15 protein-coding genes, 1 tRNA gene and 1 pseudogene are annotated in these 17,931 nt (G+C 43.5%); 11 read left to right on the top strand and 6 right to left on the bottom strand.

Annotation, left to right across the window (positions count from 1 at the left end; translation table 11 throughout):
* Positions 1-7: 7 nt before the first annotated feature.
* The 4 genes from dnaG (at position 8) to ICN14_RS04625 (ending at position 5,581) form a co-directional block, all read left to right on the top strand.
* Entirely contained in the window at positions 8-1,957 is a 1,950-nt protein-coding gene (dnaG, locus tag ICN14_RS04640; RefSeq protein WP_216225258.1) for a DNA primase, read from the top strand.
* Between the two features lie 224 nt (positions 1,958-2,181).
* Positions 2,182-4,767 (top strand): RNA polymerase sigma factor RpoD, encoded by a 2,586-nt coding sequence (gene rpoD, locus ICN14_RS04635; protein ID WP_216225257.1) that lies wholly within the window; start codon positions 2,182-2,184, stop codon positions 4,765-4,767.
* A 13-nt stretch (positions 4,768-4,780) separates the two neighbouring features.
* Positions 4,781-4,857, top strand: a tRNA-Ile gene (locus ICN14_RS04630).
* Between the two features lie 103 nt (positions 4,858-4,960).
* On the top strand, positions 4,961-5,581 hold the full coding sequence (locus ICN14_RS04625) for a hypothetical protein (protein WP_216225255.1): 621 nt from the start codon (positions 4,961-4,963) through the stop codon (positions 5,579-5,581).
* Between the two features lie 195 nt (positions 5,582-5,776).
* Here ICN14_RS04625 and ICN14_RS04620 read toward each other — a convergent pair whose 3' ends face one another.
* Positions 5,777-6,802 carry an alpha/beta fold hydrolase gene (locus ICN14_RS04620; protein WP_216225253.1) on the bottom strand — a complete coding sequence of 342 codons (1,026 nt, stop codon included), beginning with the start codon at positions 6,800-6,802 and terminating at the stop codon, positions 5,777-5,779.
* A 146-nt stretch (positions 6,803-6,948) separates the two neighbouring features.
* On the opposite strand from ICN14_RS04620, the gene ICN14_RS04615 reads away from it, so the two are divergent.
* Positions 6,949-7,551, top strand: a complete 603-nt coding sequence (locus ICN14_RS04615) for a nitroreductase family protein (protein WP_216225251.1) — start codon at positions 6,949-6,951, stop codon at positions 7,549-7,551.
* A gap of 86 nt (positions 7,552-7,637) precedes the next feature.
* Here ICN14_RS04615 and ICN14_RS04610 read toward each other — a convergent pair whose 3' ends face one another.
* Genes ICN14_RS04610 through egtD form a run of 4 tightly spaced genes read right to left on the bottom strand, consistent with a single transcriptional unit; the run spans position 7,638 to position 11,606 of the window.
* The gene (locus ICN14_RS04610; protein ID WP_216225249.1) at positions 7,638-8,294 is read right to left on the bottom strand and encodes a DsbA family oxidoreductase; all 657 of its coding nucleotides are present in this window, start codon (positions 8,292-8,294) and stop codon (positions 7,638-7,640) included.
* A 10-nt stretch (positions 8,295-8,304) separates the two neighbouring features.
* Entirely contained in the window at positions 8,305-9,441 is a 1,137-nt protein-coding gene (locus tag ICN14_RS04605) for a MalY/PatB family protein (protein ID WP_216225248.1), read from the bottom strand.
* On the bottom strand, positions 9,431-10,669 hold the full coding sequence (gene egtB / locus ICN14_RS04600; RefSeq protein ID WP_216225246.1) for an ergothioneine biosynthesis protein EgtB: 1,239 nt from the start codon (positions 10,667-10,669) through the stop codon (positions 9,431-9,433). Before egtB ends, ICN14_RS04605 begins: the two co-directional genes overlap by 11 nt.
* Positions 10,659-11,606, bottom strand: a complete 948-nt coding sequence (gene egtD / locus ICN14_RS04595) for an L-histidine N(alpha)-methyltransferase (protein ID WP_216225244.1) — start codon at positions 11,604-11,606, stop codon at positions 10,659-10,661. Before egtD ends, egtB begins: the two co-directional genes overlap by 11 nt.
* A 95-nt stretch (positions 11,607-11,701) precedes the next feature.
* Here egtD and ICN14_RS04590 point away from each other — a divergent pair, with 95 nt between their 5' ends.
* From ICN14_RS04590 to ICN14_RS04565, 5 genes and pseudogenes are all read left to right on the top strand, one after another.
* Entirely contained in the window at positions 11,702-11,983 is a 282-nt protein-coding gene (locus ICN14_RS04590; RefSeq protein ID WP_216225241.1) for a DUF427 domain-containing protein, read from the top strand.
* A gap of 314 nt (positions 11,984-12,297) precedes the next feature.
* The gene (locus tag ICN14_RS04585; RefSeq protein ID WP_216225239.1) at positions 12,298-12,534 is read left to right on the top strand and encodes a hypothetical protein; all 237 of its coding nucleotides are present in this window, start codon (positions 12,298-12,300) and stop codon (positions 12,532-12,534) included.
* Between the two features lie 190 nt (positions 12,535-12,724).
* A pseudogene (locus ICN14_RS10355) lies at positions 12,725-13,109 on the top strand (pyridoxamine 5'-phosphate oxidase family protein).
* A gap of 113 nt (positions 13,110-13,222) precedes the next feature.
* Positions 13,223-14,332, top strand: coding sequence for a choloylglycine hydrolase family protein (locus ICN14_RS04570; RefSeq protein WP_216225235.1), 1,110 nt, complete (start codon positions 13,223-13,225; stop codon positions 14,330-14,332).
* A gap of 132 nt (positions 14,333-14,464) precedes the next feature.
* On the top strand, positions 14,465-15,607 hold the full coding sequence (locus ICN14_RS04565) for a linear amide C-N hydrolase (RefSeq protein WP_216863229.1): 1,143 nt from the start codon (positions 14,465-14,467) through the stop codon (positions 15,605-15,607).
* 69 nt (positions 15,608-15,676) lie between these two features.
* Here ICN14_RS04565 and ICN14_RS04560 read toward each other — a convergent pair whose 3' ends face one another.
* Entirely contained in the window at positions 15,677-16,294 is a 618-nt protein-coding gene (locus ICN14_RS04560; protein ID WP_216225232.1) for a hypothetical protein, read from the bottom strand.
* A gap of 432 nt (positions 16,295-16,726) precedes the next feature.
* Between ICN14_RS04560 and ICN14_RS04555 the strand changes: the two genes are divergently transcribed.
* Positions 16,727-17,860 (top strand): linear amide C-N hydrolase, encoded by a 1,134-nt coding sequence (locus ICN14_RS04555; protein ID WP_370624812.1) that lies wholly within the window; start codon positions 16,727-16,729, stop codon positions 17,858-17,860.
* Positions 17,861-17,931: the final 71 nt, after the last annotated feature.

Here is a 17,931-nt window from a genome sequence, read left to right as displayed (position 1 = left end):
ACTACTGATGGCTCTCATACCCCAAACCTTCATTGCCGATTTATTAAATCGGGTTGACATCGTGGATGTGGTTGGGCAGCACGTGAAGTTAAAAAAAGCGGGCGCAAACTATCAAGGTTTGTGCCCCTTTCATTCTGAGAAGTCTCCTTCATTTTCGGTGTCACCGACTAAGCAGTTTTACCACTGCTTTGGTTGTGGAGCACATGGCTCTGCCATTAGTTTTCTGATGGAGTACTCTGGACTTGGTTATGTAGACGCTATTGAGGACTTAGCGCGTTCTGCAGGATTGGATGTACCGCGTGAAGAGCGCACTGCGAATGATGTTGCTCGCCAACAGCAAACCATGGCTTTAAGTGAGGTCATGAGCGCAGCTGCAGATTGGTATCGCCAACAGCTCAAAGTAGCGCCTCGCGCAGTCGAATACCTCAAGGGGCGCGGCCTCACTGGTGAGATCGCTAAACGCTATGCCTTAGGTTATGCGCCTGATGGCTGGCAAGGGCTTGAAGCAGTATTTGGTACTTATGCCAATGATGAAGTAGCGAAGACTTTGCTTGAAGGCGGTTTACTTATTCAGAGCGAGCAAAGCGATAACAATCAAACAGCGCGTCGCTATGATCGTTTTCGTGATCGCATCATGTTCCCGATTCGCAACCCCAAGGGTCAGGCGATTGGCTTTGGTGGACGCATTCTCGATCAAGGTGAGCCCAAGTATTTAAATTCACCTGAGACGCCGCTATTTTCTAAGGGCAATACGCTCTACGGATTGTTTGAAGCAAGACAAGCAATTCGTTCTCAAGAATATGTTCTCGTATGTGAGGGCTATATGGATGTCGTGGCACTTGCGCAATTGGGTTTCCCTAACGCAGTAGCCACATTGGGTACGGCCTGTACCGCAAATCATGTACGTATGTTGTTACGTCAAACTGATCGCATCGTATTTTCATTTGATGGTGACTCTGCTGGTCAGCGCGCCGCTCAGCGTGCGTTGGAAGCATGTTTGCCATTAATGTCTGATGACAAAGAAATTCGTTTCTTGTTTTTGCCGACGGAGCATGACCCTGATAGTTATGTCCGAGCCTATGGCGCACCTGCCTTTGAGAAAGTGATTAAAGAGGCAATGTCGATCTCAAGCTTCTTCTTCAAGATTGCCAGCCAAGACCATGAGTTGACTACGCCAGAGGGCAGAGCGCAAACGCATCACGCAGCAAAACCTTTATTGCTATCAATGCCGCCAATCGCTTTGCGTACACAAATTTTGCGTGAGCTTGCTATTCGAACCAATTCAACGCCTGCAGAGTTAGAGTCTTTCTGTGGATTGACAGTGGCGCCTGCACCAGTGCAGCAGGGTTCTTATGCAACAACGAATCAACGCGCACCTAATTTCGTTCAAGCCAATAGTGGCAATCGCACGCAAGGCGCACCGTGGCAAGCATCTAAAGGTTCAGCAAAAAGAGCACCAATACAAAATATTCCACCACCTCAAGCCCCTACAGATTTAGCGGAGCAGATGTTGCGCGTCTTGATTCAGTTTCCGCATTTAGGAAAAGCTTTGGATGCCAATAAGAGAGCGCTTGCTTTGCAAGCTTCCGAATTGCGTTCAGAAAAAGCCTTGGAGCTCATGAAGGATTTATTGGCTCAATGCGATCAGGTTGAATTGATTCCTGGTGAGAATGGCAAGCCACCATCAGTAGGTGCTGGCGCATTTGCACTATTCCAAGATCAGTTATCCCGCAGTGAGCTTGCCCCACTCTATGAAGTGTTGAGAAAACGGGTGATGGGTTCTGATTTAGACCTTGATGGCGCAGTCGCTGATCTTGAGGGAGCATTCAAAAAGCTGGAACTTACCCATCTCAAGATGGAAATGACGGAAATCGCGCAAAAGATCGCTGCCACTACTGCCACAGAGCAAGATCGGGCTCGATATCGCGAGCTGGGCGAAAGATTGAAATTCTCCTAAGATTTTTCTGATTTAAACCTAGAAAAACCCGAAATTTACCCCATATTCTGAGTATGGAAGGGGGTAAAAAAGTCGCAATCGACTATAATCCTCTATTCCCAGAAAAAAACCGATTTAATTCAGCCACTTGCGCTTTATTTTGAAGAAATTTGGGGCAAGTGGACAAAGTGGCTGCGCCTGAGCAGTCGAGAACAATCATCAGTAAAGTGAGTAAGTGCTAATAAATGCCAAATATCAAGAAAAAACCAGCAGCTAAACCAGCCAAGCCAGCAGCGAAAGGAAAAGCACCCGCAAAGCCCGTGGCAAAAACGAAGGCTGCTGCTAAACCAGTTGCTAAGGCAAAAGCCCCGGCTAAGCCAGTAAAGGCAGCAGTTAAACCAGTTAAAGCACCTGCTAAACCAGCACCGAAAGCAAAGGCTCCTACAAAGCCCGTAGCAAAAGCTAAGGCGCCAGCCAAACCAGCAAAGGCTCCTGCAAAGGCGGTTAAGCCAGTAGCGAAAGCAAAAGCACCAGCTAAGCCTGTAGCAAAAGCGCCAGCCAAACCAGTAAAGGCTCCTGCAAAAGCAGCGGCTAAGCCAGCAAAGGCTCCGGCTAAGCCAGTAGCAAAAGCACCTGCTAAACCAGTAAAGGCCCCTGCAAAAGCACCGGCTAAAGTCGAAAAAATTGAGGCTGCTAAAAAAGGCAAAGTTGCTGCTCCCAAAGCTGAAGTAGTGAAGGAAGCTAAGCCAGTAAAAGAGGCTAAAGAGATCAAGGGTAAAAAGGCTAAGGAAGTGGAAGTTGAGGCAGCGGCCACTGAGGAAGTGAAGAAGGGTCGTAAACCAAAGGCGGATGCTCCTGCAGAAGGTGCTGAGCCAGTATTGACTGATCGTCAAAAAGCGCGTGAGCGTAAGGCAAAAGAAAAAGCACTATTAAAAGAATTCGCAGCACAGCAGTTGGGCTCTGAAGAGCAGCAAGAATTACGTCGTACCCGTCTTAAGATTTTGATCAAGATGGGTAAGTCCAAGGGTTATCTAACTCATGGCGAAATGAATGACGTGATGTCAGATGAATTGTCTGATGCAGATGCATTAGAAACATTGATCAGCCTCTTAAATGACATCAACATTACTGTTTACGAGCAAGCTCCAGATGCTGAAACACTCTTGCTCAATGAAAACGCCTCGGCAACAACTTCCGAAGAAGAGGCTGAAGAAGAAGCGGAAGCTGCTTTAGCTACTGTGGATTCCGAGTTTGGTCGTACAACCGATCCAGTGCGTATGTATATGCGCGAGATGGGTACCGTTGACCTCTTGACTCGTGAAGGCGAGATCGTCATTGCGAAGAAGATTGAAGCAGGCCTTAAAGACATGGTGATGGCTTTAGCTGCTTGCCCTGTCACGATTAGTGAGATCTTGGTTAACGTAGACAAGATTGCTAGTGGCGAGATGGAGATTGATCAGTTTGTTGATGGATTGGTTGACCCTAATGCTGAAGATATTAAGCTTGGACCAGAAGAGCCAGAAGTTGACCCAGATGCTGAAGAGGGTGGCGAAGAGGGTGAAGATGAAGGCGGCGGTGGTGGCGGTGGTGCAGCTACAGCTAACGCTAAGCAATTAGAAGAGTTGAAGCAAATCTCCTTAGAGAAATTTGCAATTGTTCGCACTCAAGCTGACAAGATGCGCCGTGCTTTTGATAAAGAGGGCTACAACTGCCCTGCTTATATCAAGGCACAAGAAGCTATTCGTGGTGAGTTGCTTGGCTTCCGCTTGACTGCCAAGAGTGTTGAGAAGTTATGCGACACCATGCGTTCACAAGTAGACCAAGTTTGGAAACTCGAGCGCGGTATTGTGAGCTTGTTGGTAGATAAGGTTGGCGTCAATCGTGGTGAAGTATTAAAAGACTTCCCTAAGATGTCAATGAATCTAGAGTGGACTACCAAGTTACTCAAAGAAAACAAGCCATACACAGCATTGTTGCAACGTAACGTTCCAGCAATTCAAGAGCTTCAACAGAAGTTAATTGATATTCAGACCCGTGTTGTTTTGCCACTTCCAGAGTTAAAAGAAGTGAACAAGCAAATGATCGCTGGCGAGAAGCGTGCGCGTGAAGCGAAGCGTGAGATGACTGTTGCCAACTTACGTTTAGTAATCTCGATTGCTAAGAAATACACCAACCGTGGTTTGCAGTTCTTGGATTTGATCCAAGAGGGCAATATCGGCTTGATGAAGGCGGTAGATAAGTTTGAGTACCGTCGTGGTTACAAGTTCTCTACCTATGCAACCTGGTGGATCCGTCAGGCGATTACTCGCTCTATTGCCGATCAAGCGCGTACGATCCGTATTCCAGTTCATATGATTGAGACGATCAATAAGATGAACCGTATTAGCCGTCAAATCTTGCAAGAGACTGGCCATGAGCCAGATGCTGCAACCTTGGCACTCAAGATGGAAATTCCTGAGGACAAGATTCGCAAGATTATGAAGATCGCTAAAGAGCCAATCTCCATGGAAACACCAATCGGTGACGATGAAGATTCTCATTTAGGCGACTTCATTGAGGATGGCAATACATTGGCTCCAGCTGAAGCGGCATTGCATGACTCTATGCGTGGCGTAGTAAAAGATGTTCTCGATTCATTAACACCACGCGAAGCAAAAGTATTGCGTATGCGCTTTGGTGTTGAGATGAGCACAGACCATACTCTCGAAGAAGTTGGTAAACAGTTTGACGTTACTCGTGAGCGTATCCGTCAGATTGAAGCCAAGGCCCTGAGAAAAATGCGTCATCCAAGCCGCAGCGACAAGCTCAAGACCTTCCTCGAAGAAGATTGATCCAAAGACTAACGGGCCTATAGCTCAGTTGGTTAGAGCAGAGGACTCATAATCCTTTGGTCCCAGGTTCAAGTCCTGGTGGGCCCACCAGTAATATCAACGACTTAGGGAGAAATTCCTAAGTCGTTTTTCTATTTGAAGTATTAAGGTGCTAAATCTGTTCAGCTTAACCTAGAGTACTATTTCTGAATACTTGAAAGCAACCCCATTATTTGAGGTCTATGTGAAATTTTCTTTGTGCTTTATTATTTTCCCGCTAATACTGTTGGGCGGGTGTGCTAATAGTGTTTTATTAAACGCAACGCATTCATATACTGGCGATAGCCCTATGATGAACCTTACTATCCGGGTTCATCAGCAGGACCTACTGATTTCTCAAGAAAATCAATTGTCTTCGATGACATTGTCCCTATCCCCTGATGTTCAAAATGGTTTAGCTGAATTGACTCAGCGTGGTTTTTCGCAAGATAAATTTTCCTCAACTATTAAAGAAAAGCTAGTTCAATTGGGCCTCCTAAATGAATCAAGTGGTAGCGGATTGAAGCTTGAATTAACCGTGGTTGATGCTAATTTGGTAGACACTGTTGGATCAATCATTCTTGCAAATGCAAGCGATGGTGTCGCTGATTTTGCTAAAGTCAACTACTCTAAGATTGCAGCCATCATTAGGGATTCCAGTGGTAAGGTGGTTGATGATTACCTGTACTGGCGGGTAAGTGATTGTGATTATTGTGATAAGCAACATAGAGCCCAAGTCATGTATGACATCACCGCCTCCATAACCGCCAGAGCAATTTCTGTAAAAGGGCACTAATCGGTTGTGCTTGCCGTTTTAACGCTGCTGAATGCTGGGCTTAACCAGGCTAAGCCCCCATCATCCCTTGCTGCCAGGTGCAAGTCCTGGCGGGCCCACCAGAAATCAAAATACCAACCCTCGGGTTGGTATTTTTTTGCACAAGCTTAAGTAATGCTTGAGTGGCTTTTAGGGCGGTAGTGCTAATTTGCCTAGTTAGTCTTTTTGCAAGAATACATTCACAGTTTCAGATAGTTTCTTATAGCTTTGGAATAAGAATGCGTGTCCGCCTTCATAAAAAGCCAACCAGGCAAAAGGAATTTGATTGGCAATAACAACTGAGTTTTTAGGATTGTCGATGATGTCTTCACGACCATCTGCCACTAGAACAGGAACCTTAATATTCTTTAAATCCTGGTAATTCTGATTGTCAGCATTCCAAAGGGTGATGCGAGCACGAACTTGGCGCCCCTTGGTTTCCTTGGAGACGACAAAATCATCAGGGATTGTTCCTGCGGCTTTTGCTGCCATAACCCTCGCATACACAGTCTTGGCAGCCGCTTTACCTTCAGGTGTAATTGGGAACAATAACTCGAAGTTCTCCATCGGTGATAGGCTTGGATTGTTCAACTCCTCACCAACTTTTTTGGAAATGGCAATCTGATATTTTCCGCCTGGATTTGGGGCGAGCAGAATGACTTTGCTAACCAAATCTGGATGCCTGATAACAAGTTGTTGCCCAATTCGAGCGCCCATTGACCATGAGAATATGTTTACCTTTTTGAAACCGAGTGCTTTGACTAAGCCCGCGGCATCATCTGCCATTTGAGGAATGGTTGTATTGTTTTCTTTTGTATCGGTAGATAGCCCAGCACCGCGATTATCAAAAATGATTAGTTGATTATTCTTTGCTAGCTCATCAAGTAGGGCAGGATCCCAAGCGCTCATGGTGGCTGCATAACCCATAATTAGGATCATGGGGTCACCCTTACCCTTTAAGTAGTAGGCTAATTTCACATCCCCAACTTGAGCATATTTAACTTCAGCCTTTTCTTGAGCTTGCACTGAAATACTGAGGCCCAGTGAAATGAAAAGGGTTGCAATCGTTAAGTAAGCACCTCGAATCAAAGTGGTGTTGAAAAATCTTACAGTGTTATTAAAAGGCATCATAGAGTCTTGACCTGGAATGGTTTGCGCAAAATGCCATATTAGCATCTCAATGCAGGCTGCAAATACCTTCATTTGCAGCCCATCAAGGACTGCTTTAGGTCATAAGCAAGCGCTGCCTAAGGACGGAATTTCAGTAAGGGTTATTTCGTTTGTAGAAGCCGACTATCACTTTCAAAAAATTGCCTTATGATCAGACTTTAATCTCACCAAGGAAGTTGATGAATACATTTGATGCAATTCGTGAACGTAGGGCAGTCAAGCATTTTGACCCAAACCATCAATTTACCAAGCAAGAGACTGAGCAGTTGCTCGACCTTGCCATGCAGGCTCCATCATCTTTTAATATTCAGCATTGGCGTTTAGTAAATGTCACTGACAAGGCCCTCAGGGTCAAGTTGCGAGAAGCTGCTCATGATCAAGCTCAGGTTACTGAGGGATCATTGCTATTTGTAGTGACTGTAGATACCAAGGCTTGGGATAAAGATCCTGCTCGGTATTGGGTAAATGCTCCTAAGGAAGCCCAAGATATTCTGGTGCCTTGGATTCACCCTTTCTACTCCGGTAAAGATCAATTACAAAGAGATGAAGCAATGCGTTCTGCAGGAATCATGCTTCAAACAATGATGTTGTCTGCAAAGGCTATGGGTTATGACTCATGCCCAATGGTAGGGTTTGATTTTGATAAGGTGGCGGAGCTGATTCATTTGCCAAAAGACTATGCGATTGCTGCAATGCTAGTGATTGGTAAAGGCGTTAAACCAGCGTGGCCTAAACCTGGCTTTATCCCTCAGTCAGAAATGGTGATTAAAAACCATTTCTAAATAGAAATATTTTTAAGATTTAACGTCCATTCTTAATGGACGCTAAAAAGCAAACCCTCATCAGTAATGGTGAGGGTTTTTGTCTTTTAGTTCTTTTGGATTAGCTGCTCAAATGCATTTACAAATGAATCTGGAGGCTGAGCCCCTTGCAGGAGGTATTGATCATTCATGATGATTGAGGGAACAGAGCTGATGCCTGCGTTTGTATAGGTAGCCTCTTCGTCCCGAACTTCTTTAGCAAATTCATTATTCGCCAGCACCTCTTGCGCTCTAACCCTATCTAGTCCGGCACGAGTAACTGCATCTAATACATTATTCTGATCATCTAAGCTGATCGCAAGACAGAAGTAGGTCTTGAGCAATTCATTTTTTAAAGCCGCTTGCTTTTGCAAATCGCCTTCTTTCATTGTCCAATACAAAAGGCGATGCGCATCAAAGGTGTTGTAAACCCGTTTACGACCTTCTGGGTGAAACTCAAATCCAGCTTCTAATGCCTTGGCCCGAATATTCGCTTGATTGGCCTTGACCTGCTCTGCCGATAACCCATACTTTTCAGTGAGATGTTCAATAACATCTTGACCACCTTTGGGCATATTGGGATTCAGTTCAAAGGGGCGAAAATGCACCTCAAAAATAGCCTTATCTTTTAGCAAATCGATTGCTTTGTTGAGGTTACCTAGACCTACCGCACACCAGGGGCAAGCTATATCCGATACGAAATCTATTTTGATAGTTGGTTTCATTAGTTCTAATCTACGAAAAGGTCTTTTCCAGAATATCTAAAGCTTGATTGAGACGACTTCTTTGCGTTCCAAAGTTGAGCCTTACAAACTGATCTCTACCAAATTGGCTGCCTGGTGAGGTGGCCAAGCCTGCATCTAATAAGAGTTGATAGGGATCTGGAAGGTTAAGGCTGCTGCAATCAATCCACGCAAGATAACTACCTTCCATCTTGTCTACTTTTAATCCAGGAATCGCGCTAATTCTTGTATGAATCCTATTTTGATTGCCTCTTAAATATTCGATCAGCTCTTGCCTCCAGGGTTCACCTTCTGTAATTGCAGCCATTGTTGCCGTATATGCCAGCAAAGATGGCGGCGCAATTGTTTGGTGAAGGCCAACCTGAATAGCCTTACGTAAGATTGGGTTTTCAGCTACTGCCCAAGCAAGGCCAATGCCAGGAAAGTTAAAGGTTTTATTCAAAGACATTAGGGTTACAGTTTGCTTGGAAATATCTTTGCTGATGCTGGCTAATGGAATATGTTTTTTATTTTCATCCAAGACTAGGCCTGCATGAATTTCATCTGAGCAAATCCATAAATTATTTTGAACGCAAAAATCTCCAAATTCTTGCAGCTCTTCTTTAGTAAATACGGTAGAGCCTGGATTTTGAGGATTGCAGAACAAAGCTAACTTTGTCTTACCGTTAAGCAGGCCCGATAACCCATTACTTGGCAATACCCAGCGATCATCCTTGAGCTCAAGGGGCATTTCTTGAAATGGCCTATTTGAGCTGGTGCAAGCAAGTCGCAAGTGATGGTAAACAGGGTTGGGTATCAGAACGTTTTCATCGCTGTTGGAAAGCTGCTGTACGGCCGTATACAGTCCAGAGACAACGCTAGGCAGAATCACAATCCAATCGGGGTCTACCTGCCACTGGTACTGTTCTTGTAGATAGCCAGCAATCAGCGCATTCATCTGATGGGGGCTATGGGTGTAGCCATATATTCCCTGCTGCACTCTTTTATTTAGAGCTTCAATTACGCAGGGAGGAGATTTGAAATCCATATCCGCTACCCATAAAGGAAGCACCTCTTTGACACCAAAACTATCCCAGCGAATAGAATCCGTTTCTAGTCGGTTGGTGGGAGCATCAAAATCAAACGCCATCTTTAGCAAGCCTTAAACCTGTCATCTGCCAACGGGCGTGGGTTGGGAAAAAGTTGCGGTAGGTCGGTCTGGAATGTTGCGTAGGCGTAAAGGCAGAGCTGCCTCTAAGGACCATCTGATTTACCATAAACTTACCGTTGTACTCTCCAGCGATACCGCCCCATGGCTGATATCCGGGGTAGGGGGTGTAGTTGCTGCTAGTCCATTGCCAGACCTCACCAAAGAGATCATTGCATTGATCAGCATTAGATTTGGCAAATGCCTCCCATTCAAATTCTGTTGGTAGGCGTGCCCCAGAAAAGCCTGGGAGATTCTCGCTAGCCCAGCGGGTAAAAGCATCTGCCTCAAAATAGCTGATATTGGATACCGGGGCATTCATATCTAGCAGTCTATTGCCATGAAGTGAGAAGCGTAAAGAGCGACCTTGCTCATCCTTGCTCCAATACAGTGGGGAGGAAATATTTTCTGCCTGGCGCCATGCCCAGCCGGCGTCTAACCACCATCGGAAATTTTGATACCCTCCATCTTCAATGAATTGAAGCCACTCCGAGTTGCTCACTAGTCGATTGCCAATGGAATGCATCTGATTGAGGGCATTATGTTTAGGCCCTTCATTATCAAAATGAAATTCGCTGCCTTCATAGCCAGTTTCCACTAAACCATGAACACCCTTTAGCCATTGAAATGACTTCTCGTTTTGTAGTGTGGGTTTGCTTTGGGGGTAGTAAGCTGGATCAAGAGAGTTATTAGAGAACAGGTGCTGAATATCCGTTAATAGCAGCTCTTGATGCTGTTGTTCGTGGTTAATTCCGAGTTGCATTAACCATGGCAAATCTTCGCAAAAATGATCCTTTAGAAGTTTTGCAATTCGGTCCTCAACATTTTTACGCCACTCAAGCACTTCAGCTAAAGAGGGGCGGGTGAGTAAGCCTCGCTTACTACGTGGATGTTTATCTCCAATGCCGTTGTAATAGCTATTAAATAAAACCGCAAACTCCGGATTCCAGTAGGAGAAATTTTTCTCAAATGACCTTAGAACCATGACTTCGTAAAACCAAGTGACATGGGCCAAATGCCATTTGGCAGGACTAGCATCCTCCATGGACTGCGCTTGGCAGTCTTCAGGGCTCAGATTGAGGACGAGATCTAGGGAGTGCTTTCTGGAGCGATGGAATTGCTCAAGTAATTGATCCGACAAAAGCGGTTCATTTCGGTTTTTATTGGGCATAGATCACTGCAAAATAGTCTTTTGGATCTTTCCAAATATGGGTTGATGCAAAACCTGCATTTTTCAATAATTGCTTGATGGATTCAATGGTGTATTTATGAGAATACTCAGTATGAATCAACTCACCTTTTTTGAATACCCTAGAGTTTCCATTCCACGTAACAGTCAAGTCCTCGAGGGCTTCTAGATAGAGCTCAACCCTATTTTCAGTATGATTAATTTTGACTGTATGGCGGAATTGATCAACCCTGAAATTAGAGCCTAAATGCGAGTTAATCGATCTCAGAATATTAAGATTAAAAGCGGCAGTCACTTTAAGTGGGTCATCGTATGCCGCCATCAGAACAGAGTCCTCTTTCATGAGGTCAACGCCTATGAGTAATCCGCCCTGATTTGCTTGCTTCTTGATTTGACTGAGAAGTTCAAGCGCTTCTGAGCTAACAAAGTTGCCGATACTCGAGCCAGGATAAAAAAAGGTTTTTTTCGTATTGCTAGATGTATCAGGAACTGAGAGATGCTTAGAAAAATCCATCCCAATGCACTGCATTTGAATATGTGGATACTTCCCGGCAAGTTTATTTAAGGCGTCTTGCAAGTACTCAACTGAAAAATCAATTGCAATATAGTTTGAGGGCTTGAGAGAGTTAAAAAAAGATTCTGCCTTTTGGCAATTTCCAGCACCCAAATCTATGAGAGTTCCGCCAATACCTACTATCTGCGCAATTTCATTCTGATATTGGGTAAAAATATTTTTTTCAGTATTGGTTGGGTAGTACTCAGGTAGCAAGGTAATTGCAGTGAATAGATGTGATCCCAATGGATCGTATAAAAACTTTGGAGAAATAGATGCGCGCTCAGCCAGTAAACCCAACTCGATCTCAGGAATAAAGTCTTGATCCATTGTTGCTGTGGCTTCTGAGAGGGTTGTTGTATTCATAAATTCTTTATAACGGGATCAGCTTCAAAGTCGTCAATCTTTATACAACATAAATTTAATATTTGCTTTATCCTAAATCCTTAAGAGGAGGTGGCATGAAAGCTATTTGGAATAATGAAGTTTTGGCAGATTCAAACGCAACCATCGTGCTGGAGGGCAATCATTACTTCCCACCTGCTAGCCTAAAAACTCAGTTTATTAAGAAATCAGAAAAAGAGACAGTTTGTTCCTGGAAAGGAACTGCAAGTTACTACGATATTGAGGTTAATGGCCAATCCAATAAAGATGCAGCTTGGTACTACGCTGAACCCAAATCTGCCGCAAATAACATTGCTGGTTACATCGCTTTTTGGAAGGGCGTGCAAGTCACTGATTAAGGTTCTAATAAGCCCGCTAGCAATATCAACGACTTAGGGAGAAATTTCTAAGTCGTTTTTCTTTTGCTGTGTCTTGCAACAGACATACAAACTATTTTTGACTTGTTAGTCTAAGTCTTCTTGAACTTAGCTAAATAGAAGACGAACAAATGAAAAAATATATTGTTGGATTGTGCTTAGGATTAGTGTCATTGTTATCGGTAGCTCAATTACCGCCATTGCAAACATCCAATGAAATTCGCTTTATTGAAGGTGGTGTTGAGTAGGGTGAGTCCGAGACCATTGAAATGGAGGCAAAGCGCTAGCCTTTATTTTTGGAATTTTCCCAGACGAATGGCAATCAATCCGAGTGGGTATCCAATGTTTTACTGGTAGTGAAGGACGCCAAAGGCGTTCAATTGCTCTCCCATCAGGTAGATGGTCCATTTATTTTGCTTGACTTAAAGTCTGGCAAGTATTCATCTGAATCTACTTACGGCACTCAAAAATTGCTTACTAATTTTTATGTGACGAATGGTCAGCATAAAAAAATCAACATCAACTGGAAGTAATGAGTCTTTGAAGTAATGTCACCCGCCGCATTGCTTAGCCAGTAGATATGTTGGCTAGCGCACTGTTATTTCTGGATGAAGCTTTAGGGTAGTTAGTGGATCAAACTTTTCAAATATAAGGGAGTCAGTTTTGACGGATAAGAACAAAGAAAATAATTTGCATGATGTGGTCAAGGATTTTAATGAGGCTATGTTGGTTACTCATAGTTCGCGTGGAATTCATGCGCGACCTATGGCAATTGCACGCTTGGACGAGGGAATGACTGCATATCTATTAACGGATTTCAACTCAGTTAAGGTGGAGGAAATTTGCCACTGTCAGCAGTAAGCTGACCATAGAGAATGACCGCGCATTAATCGAGCAATTATGGAAGGAAATATGGAAGGTGTGGTTTCCGCTTGGTAAGACTGATCCCAATATTGCCTTACTGAAATTTACCCCAAGCGAACGGGAGTTTTGGGATAGCACGGGGATTCAAGGCTGGAAATATGTTTATGCTGCTGCCAAGGCTTATGTGGCCGGAGAAAGACCAAGGCCGGATGCTGAGCAACACTCAAAAGTCAATATGACCTAATGCCACTTTGAAGCCTAATTATTATCATCTGGGCTCTAGTGCTCAGGGTTTGACTTACGACTCTTAAATGTTATGATTTTAATATTCAAATTACCTACTTTAGGGGCGTAACAGTGAAACAAAAAATGATTAAAAAAATACTGGCTGCATCAGTTGCATCAACTCTAGCTTTTGCACCTCTGACAAGTAATGCGTGCACCAGCTTCTTGCTGAAGGGGAGTGATGGCGGTACTGTTTACGGCCGTTCAATGGAGTTTGGTATACAGCTTGCCTCGCAGATGATGGCCGTTCCAAAAGGCTATCAATTTAAGGGCATCGGTACTGATGGCAAGTATGGTTCTGGAATGAGCTGGACTACCAAGTACGCTGCCGTAGGAATGAATGGCCTCAATCAACCCATCTTGTTTGATGGCATGAATGAAAAAGGTTTAACTGGCGGACTCCTGAATTTCCCAACTAGCGCCTCTTTTCCGGTAGTTGCTCCAGCGGACTCCGCTAATAGCATCAACGCAAGTCAGGTGCTAACTTACGTACTCACTAATTATTCATCTGTAGATGAGATTAAGACTGGCTTACGCAGCCTCAAAGTGAATGGTGCAAAGCTTGGGTTCTATGGCAATCAAGTTCCTGCAGCGCATTTCACTTTCCATGATGCGTCTGGAAAAAGTGTTGTTGTTGAGTACATCAAAGGGCAGTTGGTGCTGGCCGATAATCCCGTAGGCGTGATGACCAATGATCCACCATTTCAAGATCATCTGAATAGTATTGGCAACTACTCCAACCTCTCTAAGGTAGAGCAGCCACCTCGAGTTATCAATGGCGTTGCATTCCCAGCGCCTAGTTCTGGTAATGGCCTACATGGCCTGCCAGGGGATTTCTTAAGCCCAAGCCGCTTCATTCGTGCACTCTTCTTGGCCGATTCAGTTCCAAAGACATTTACAACTGCCGACATGGATTCTGCGGCATGGCATATCTTAGGTAGCTTTGATATTCCTCCAGGGTCAGTTACATTGCCAGCCAGCAATCCTTATGGTGGTGGCGCAGGTGGATATGAAACTACCGAGTGGGTTGTTGTTGCTAACAACAAGAGCATGACCTACAACATCAAGATGTACGAAAACAATAATATCTATACATTTGATATGAAAAAAATGGATATGAATGCTAAAGAAATTAAGTACACAAAGTTGAATCAACCAAAATTAATGGTCCCGGTAAATTAACCTCATGAGTTAATCTTCTGCGGATTATTTACATAGAAAGACCACCTTCGGGTGGTTTTTCTTTTGGTCGAGGGAGGGCATAGATGGTACTATTTCCTCAGATTCATTAACAAACTGAATACACATATAAATATGAAAAATATCAAGATCTTTACTAGCCTCACGCTGGCATGCTCACTCATTCTCTCTTCCGTGGGAAATGCATTTGCTTGTACAGCCCTCATGGTCACGGACGTGAATGGCAAAGGCTATTACGCACGAACTATGGAGTTGCCTTACACGCTTCCAATCCCATCTTCTTTGTCTTATATTCCAGCAGCAACCAAAGTTGAGTCTGTAACGCCCTCAGGCGCAGTAGGCATGACTTTCAATACTAAATATCCTATTTTAGGAATGACTGGAGCCTTAGTGAAAGGCGCCAAGATGCCTTTGCTGCTAGACGGAATGAATGACCAGGGATTGAGCTTTTCAGCTAACGCCATGATTCCATCATCCGCACCTCCTGTGGGCAATAACCCAGCAAAAATCATGTCTACAAATGATTTTGGAACTTGGATTCTGGGCAATCACAAGACGGTCGCTGAGTTGAAGGCTGCGGTGTTGAGCAGTGACATCGAACATTGGCTTCCGCCAACAGCATTTCTAGGTAACTTGGCATTGCCATTGCATTACGCCATTTTTGATAAAGCTGGCAACGGACTGGTTATTGAGTTTGTGAACAATAAAAAGAATGTCTATGACAATCCTGTGGGCGTAATGACTAACCTCCCTGAGTTCCCATGGCATTTGACGAATCTAAATAACTACACATTTAATAACGTCAATAAAAATACTGGTCAATTAGGTAAGCAGCAGCTACAAACAGCGGATGCGGGCATTGCTCTCACAGCCTTGCCATCATCTCAAACTGCTACAGGACGTTTTGTAAAAGGTGCTTTTTATACTAACTATGTTCAAAAAGGCAAAACACCTGATGAGGCTGTGAATTTATTGGCACACATCATCAATAACTTTGATAGACCAAATGAACTCACTGTAGATCCAGTTGGGTCATCTGGTGATGGCGGAAAAGCTAAGACTATCTCTAGTGAGGTTACTCAATGGACCACTATGGGTGATTTGTCTAGAAATAGGTTCTATGTCAAATCAATTAATGCCATGAACTGGTCCATGATTGATATGAACAAGCTAAAGAATGTGACGCAAATGAAGTCTATCTCAACATATGAGGTAGATCAGGCTGGTGCTGATACGTTTAATTTGTTCTACAAATAAGACTGGGTACTAATTGCCAAATTAAAAAACCACCTTCGGGTGGTTTTTTTTGGGGTCTTAATAGAGGGCTTAACGAGTATGAGACTCTTTAAGTTCAATTTGCTCTAGTGCATCAACCCATCCTAGTAACTTCTGTTTTTCTGCATCTGGTAATGGGTCGCTTGCCTTTTCTGATTGAAGAATATATTCCTGATCCTCTAGCTTCCTGACTAATTCAAGAGCCTCTTTGTTTTGAGCGCCCAACATTTGATAAAAATTAAAATAGATTACTGAGAGACTCAGTTTTTCAACATCTGGATTGACTGGAGTTTTGCTGAGAAAGACGCTCTTCAATGCAAGCTGAGCGTCACCTATGGTTTGGGCTTTACGCAAAAAATATTTCATATTTTGAATGCGGTTAGCGATTTCAAATTGATGAGTAATTAATTGAGTGCGATTGCGCAATTTCATTTCATAGTGATGTTGCATGGTTTGATAAGCACCAGCTCCACCAGTAACTAAGACGGTAGATAAAAGCCACATCCCCACATTGCTATTTAAAAACTCATTGACCTTGTCCCAAATGCCACGTTCAATGTCGCGCACCTCTTGTCCTAGGATGCCAAGCTCTGATCGAATTTTGCTAGCCATTTCATGGCGGTAACGTTCTTCAGCTTGAATTAAAGATTTTTTTTCTTCGGTAAGCATATTTATCTTTCAATATCAATTTGAGTATTTTAAGCGTCTTTATCGCTGCCTATGAGCTCCCCTTGGAGCGGTTTTAAAACGGTGAATGTGATGTCGGGTTTACCATTAGCGAGTATTCAGATATCCAATGGTATTTCAAGATGAATAGCTACTCTTTTCATATCTACATTTAAGGGCAATGCTAGTTCACTCAGTTGCTATTACTGCTACGGCCCTCTGCTCATGGGGTTAAAGTCTGCCTTTTTCCGCGGAGCTTGTATTTGTATGCCCATGATTCACACACAATATCTTCGATAAATTGATATAAAAGTAATGTATGCTTCGAGCACTGGGCTTTATATGCAGTCAGAGCTGTCATTTTTAATAATGTCGATTACCTAGAGTCTTTAGTTATTAATGGCCCTGATCTTTTATCAAAAAGGAGAGTAGTGCGTGAATATTAAAAATATAGTTAGTTTGCTGACTGCTTCATCATTGATTGTGGCGTCCATCGGTAATGCAGTTGCATGTACCTCTTTGATGATGACTGATGTAAAGGGTAATGGATATCATGGTCGAACCCTGGAATTTAGTTCGGTTCTTCCTACTTCGATGACCTATTTTCCTGCCGGCACAAAAATTGAGTCTTTTACACCAGCAGGTAAGCAGGGTAAAACGTTTAATACCAAGTATGCGATTTTGGGCATGACTGCTCTTGCGCTCCCTACTGCCAAGCAAGTAACCTTTGCAGATGGCATGAATGACCATGGCCTCAGTATGAAAATAAACTGGTTAAATTCAACGACTGCAGTCCCTTTTACAGCCGAAGACTCCAAGCTGTTATCTATCACCGATTTTGGATCTTGGGCGCTGGGTAATTTTCAGAGCGCTACTGAGCTCAAGGCAGCACTTGCAAGTAAAGAAACAGAATTTTGGCTACCAATCCTAAAAGATTTTAGTCCGAATCCATGGCCTCAGCACTATCACTTTGTAGATAAAACCGGCGGTAATCTGGTTGTAGAGTTTACAAACAATAAAATGAATGTGTATGACAATCCCGTTGGCGTGTTAACAAATGGCCCTGATTTTCCATGGCATTTACAAAATCTGAGTAACTATACATTTACCAATGTGGATAAAAATACTGGTCAGTTGGGTACACTGAAATTATCAACTCAGGATGCCGGTATTGCGCTCACAGCATTACCGTCCGCACAAACATCACAAGGCCGTTTCGTAAAAGCCGCTTTCTATGTTAACTATGTTCGCAAAGGTAAGACGCCTGATGAAGCGATGAATATGCTTGCTCATGTGATGAATAACTTTGATCGCCCTTATGATTTAACAGTTGATGGAGCGGGCGGATCTGGTGATGGAGTGCGTGGGAAAGGTTATTCAAGTGAAGTGACTGTTTGGACTACGATGAGCGATTTAAATCGCAATCAATATTATGTGCGCAGTATCAACCACATGAATTTTGCTGTGGTTGATATGAATAAGCTAGCGAATATTAAGCAAATCAAATCAATCTCAAGCTATGATGTGGATAAAGCAGGCGCCGATGTTTTTGTTGTATTGAATCAATAAGTACATTGACTGCATTGAATAAAGCCACCTCAGGGTGGCTTTATTCTTCTCGAATTTAGAATATTTTCATT

Source organism: Polynucleobacter sp. MG-27-Goln-C1 (assembly GCF_018881905.1).
Lineage (GTDB): Bacteria > Pseudomonadota > Gammaproteobacteria > Burkholderiales > Burkholderiaceae > Polynucleobacter.
This window is presented reverse-complemented; position numbering and strand designations above follow the sequence as displayed.

Coding starts and splice junctions, on each gene's coding strand:
- dnaG (WP_216225258.1), top strand. CDS start 8: ATGGCTCTCATACCCCAAACCTTCATTGCCGATTTATTAAATCGGGTT.
- ICN14_RS04565 (WP_216863229.1), top strand. CDS start 14,465: ATGAAAAATATCAAGATCTTTACTAGCCTCACGCTGGCATGCTCACTC.
- ICN14_RS04610 (WP_216225249.1), bottom strand. CDS start 8,294: ATGAAACCAACTATCAAAATAGATTTCGTATCGGATATAGCTTGCCCC.
- ICN14_RS04615 (WP_216225251.1), top strand. CDS start 6,949: ATGAATACATTTGATGCAATTCGTGAACGTAGGGCAGTCAAGCATTTT.
- ICN14_RS04620 (WP_216225253.1), bottom strand. CDS start 6,802: ATGAAGGTATTTGCAGCCTGCATTGAGATGCTAATATGGCATTTTGCG.
- ICN14_RS04560 (WP_216225232.1), bottom strand. CDS start 16,294: ATGCTTACCGAAGAAAAAAAATCTTTAATTCAAGCTGAAGAACGTTAC.
- ICN14_RS04605 (WP_216225248.1), bottom strand. CDS start 9,441: ATGGCGTTTGATTTTGATGCTCCCACCAACCGACTAGAAACGGATTCT.
- egtD (WP_216225244.1), bottom strand. CDS start 11,606: ATGAATACAACAACCCTCTCAGAAGCCACAGCAACAATGGATCAAGAC.
- rpoD (WP_216225257.1), top strand. CDS start 2,182: ATGCCAAATATCAAGAAAAAACCAGCAGCTAAACCAGCCAAGCCAGCA.
- egtB (WP_216225246.1), bottom strand. CDS start 10,669: ATGCCCAATAAAAACCGAAATGAACCGCTTTTGTCGGATCAATTACTT.
- ICN14_RS04590 (WP_216225241.1), top strand. CDS start 11,702: ATGAAAGCTATTTGGAATAATGAAGTTTTGGCAGATTCAAACGCAACC.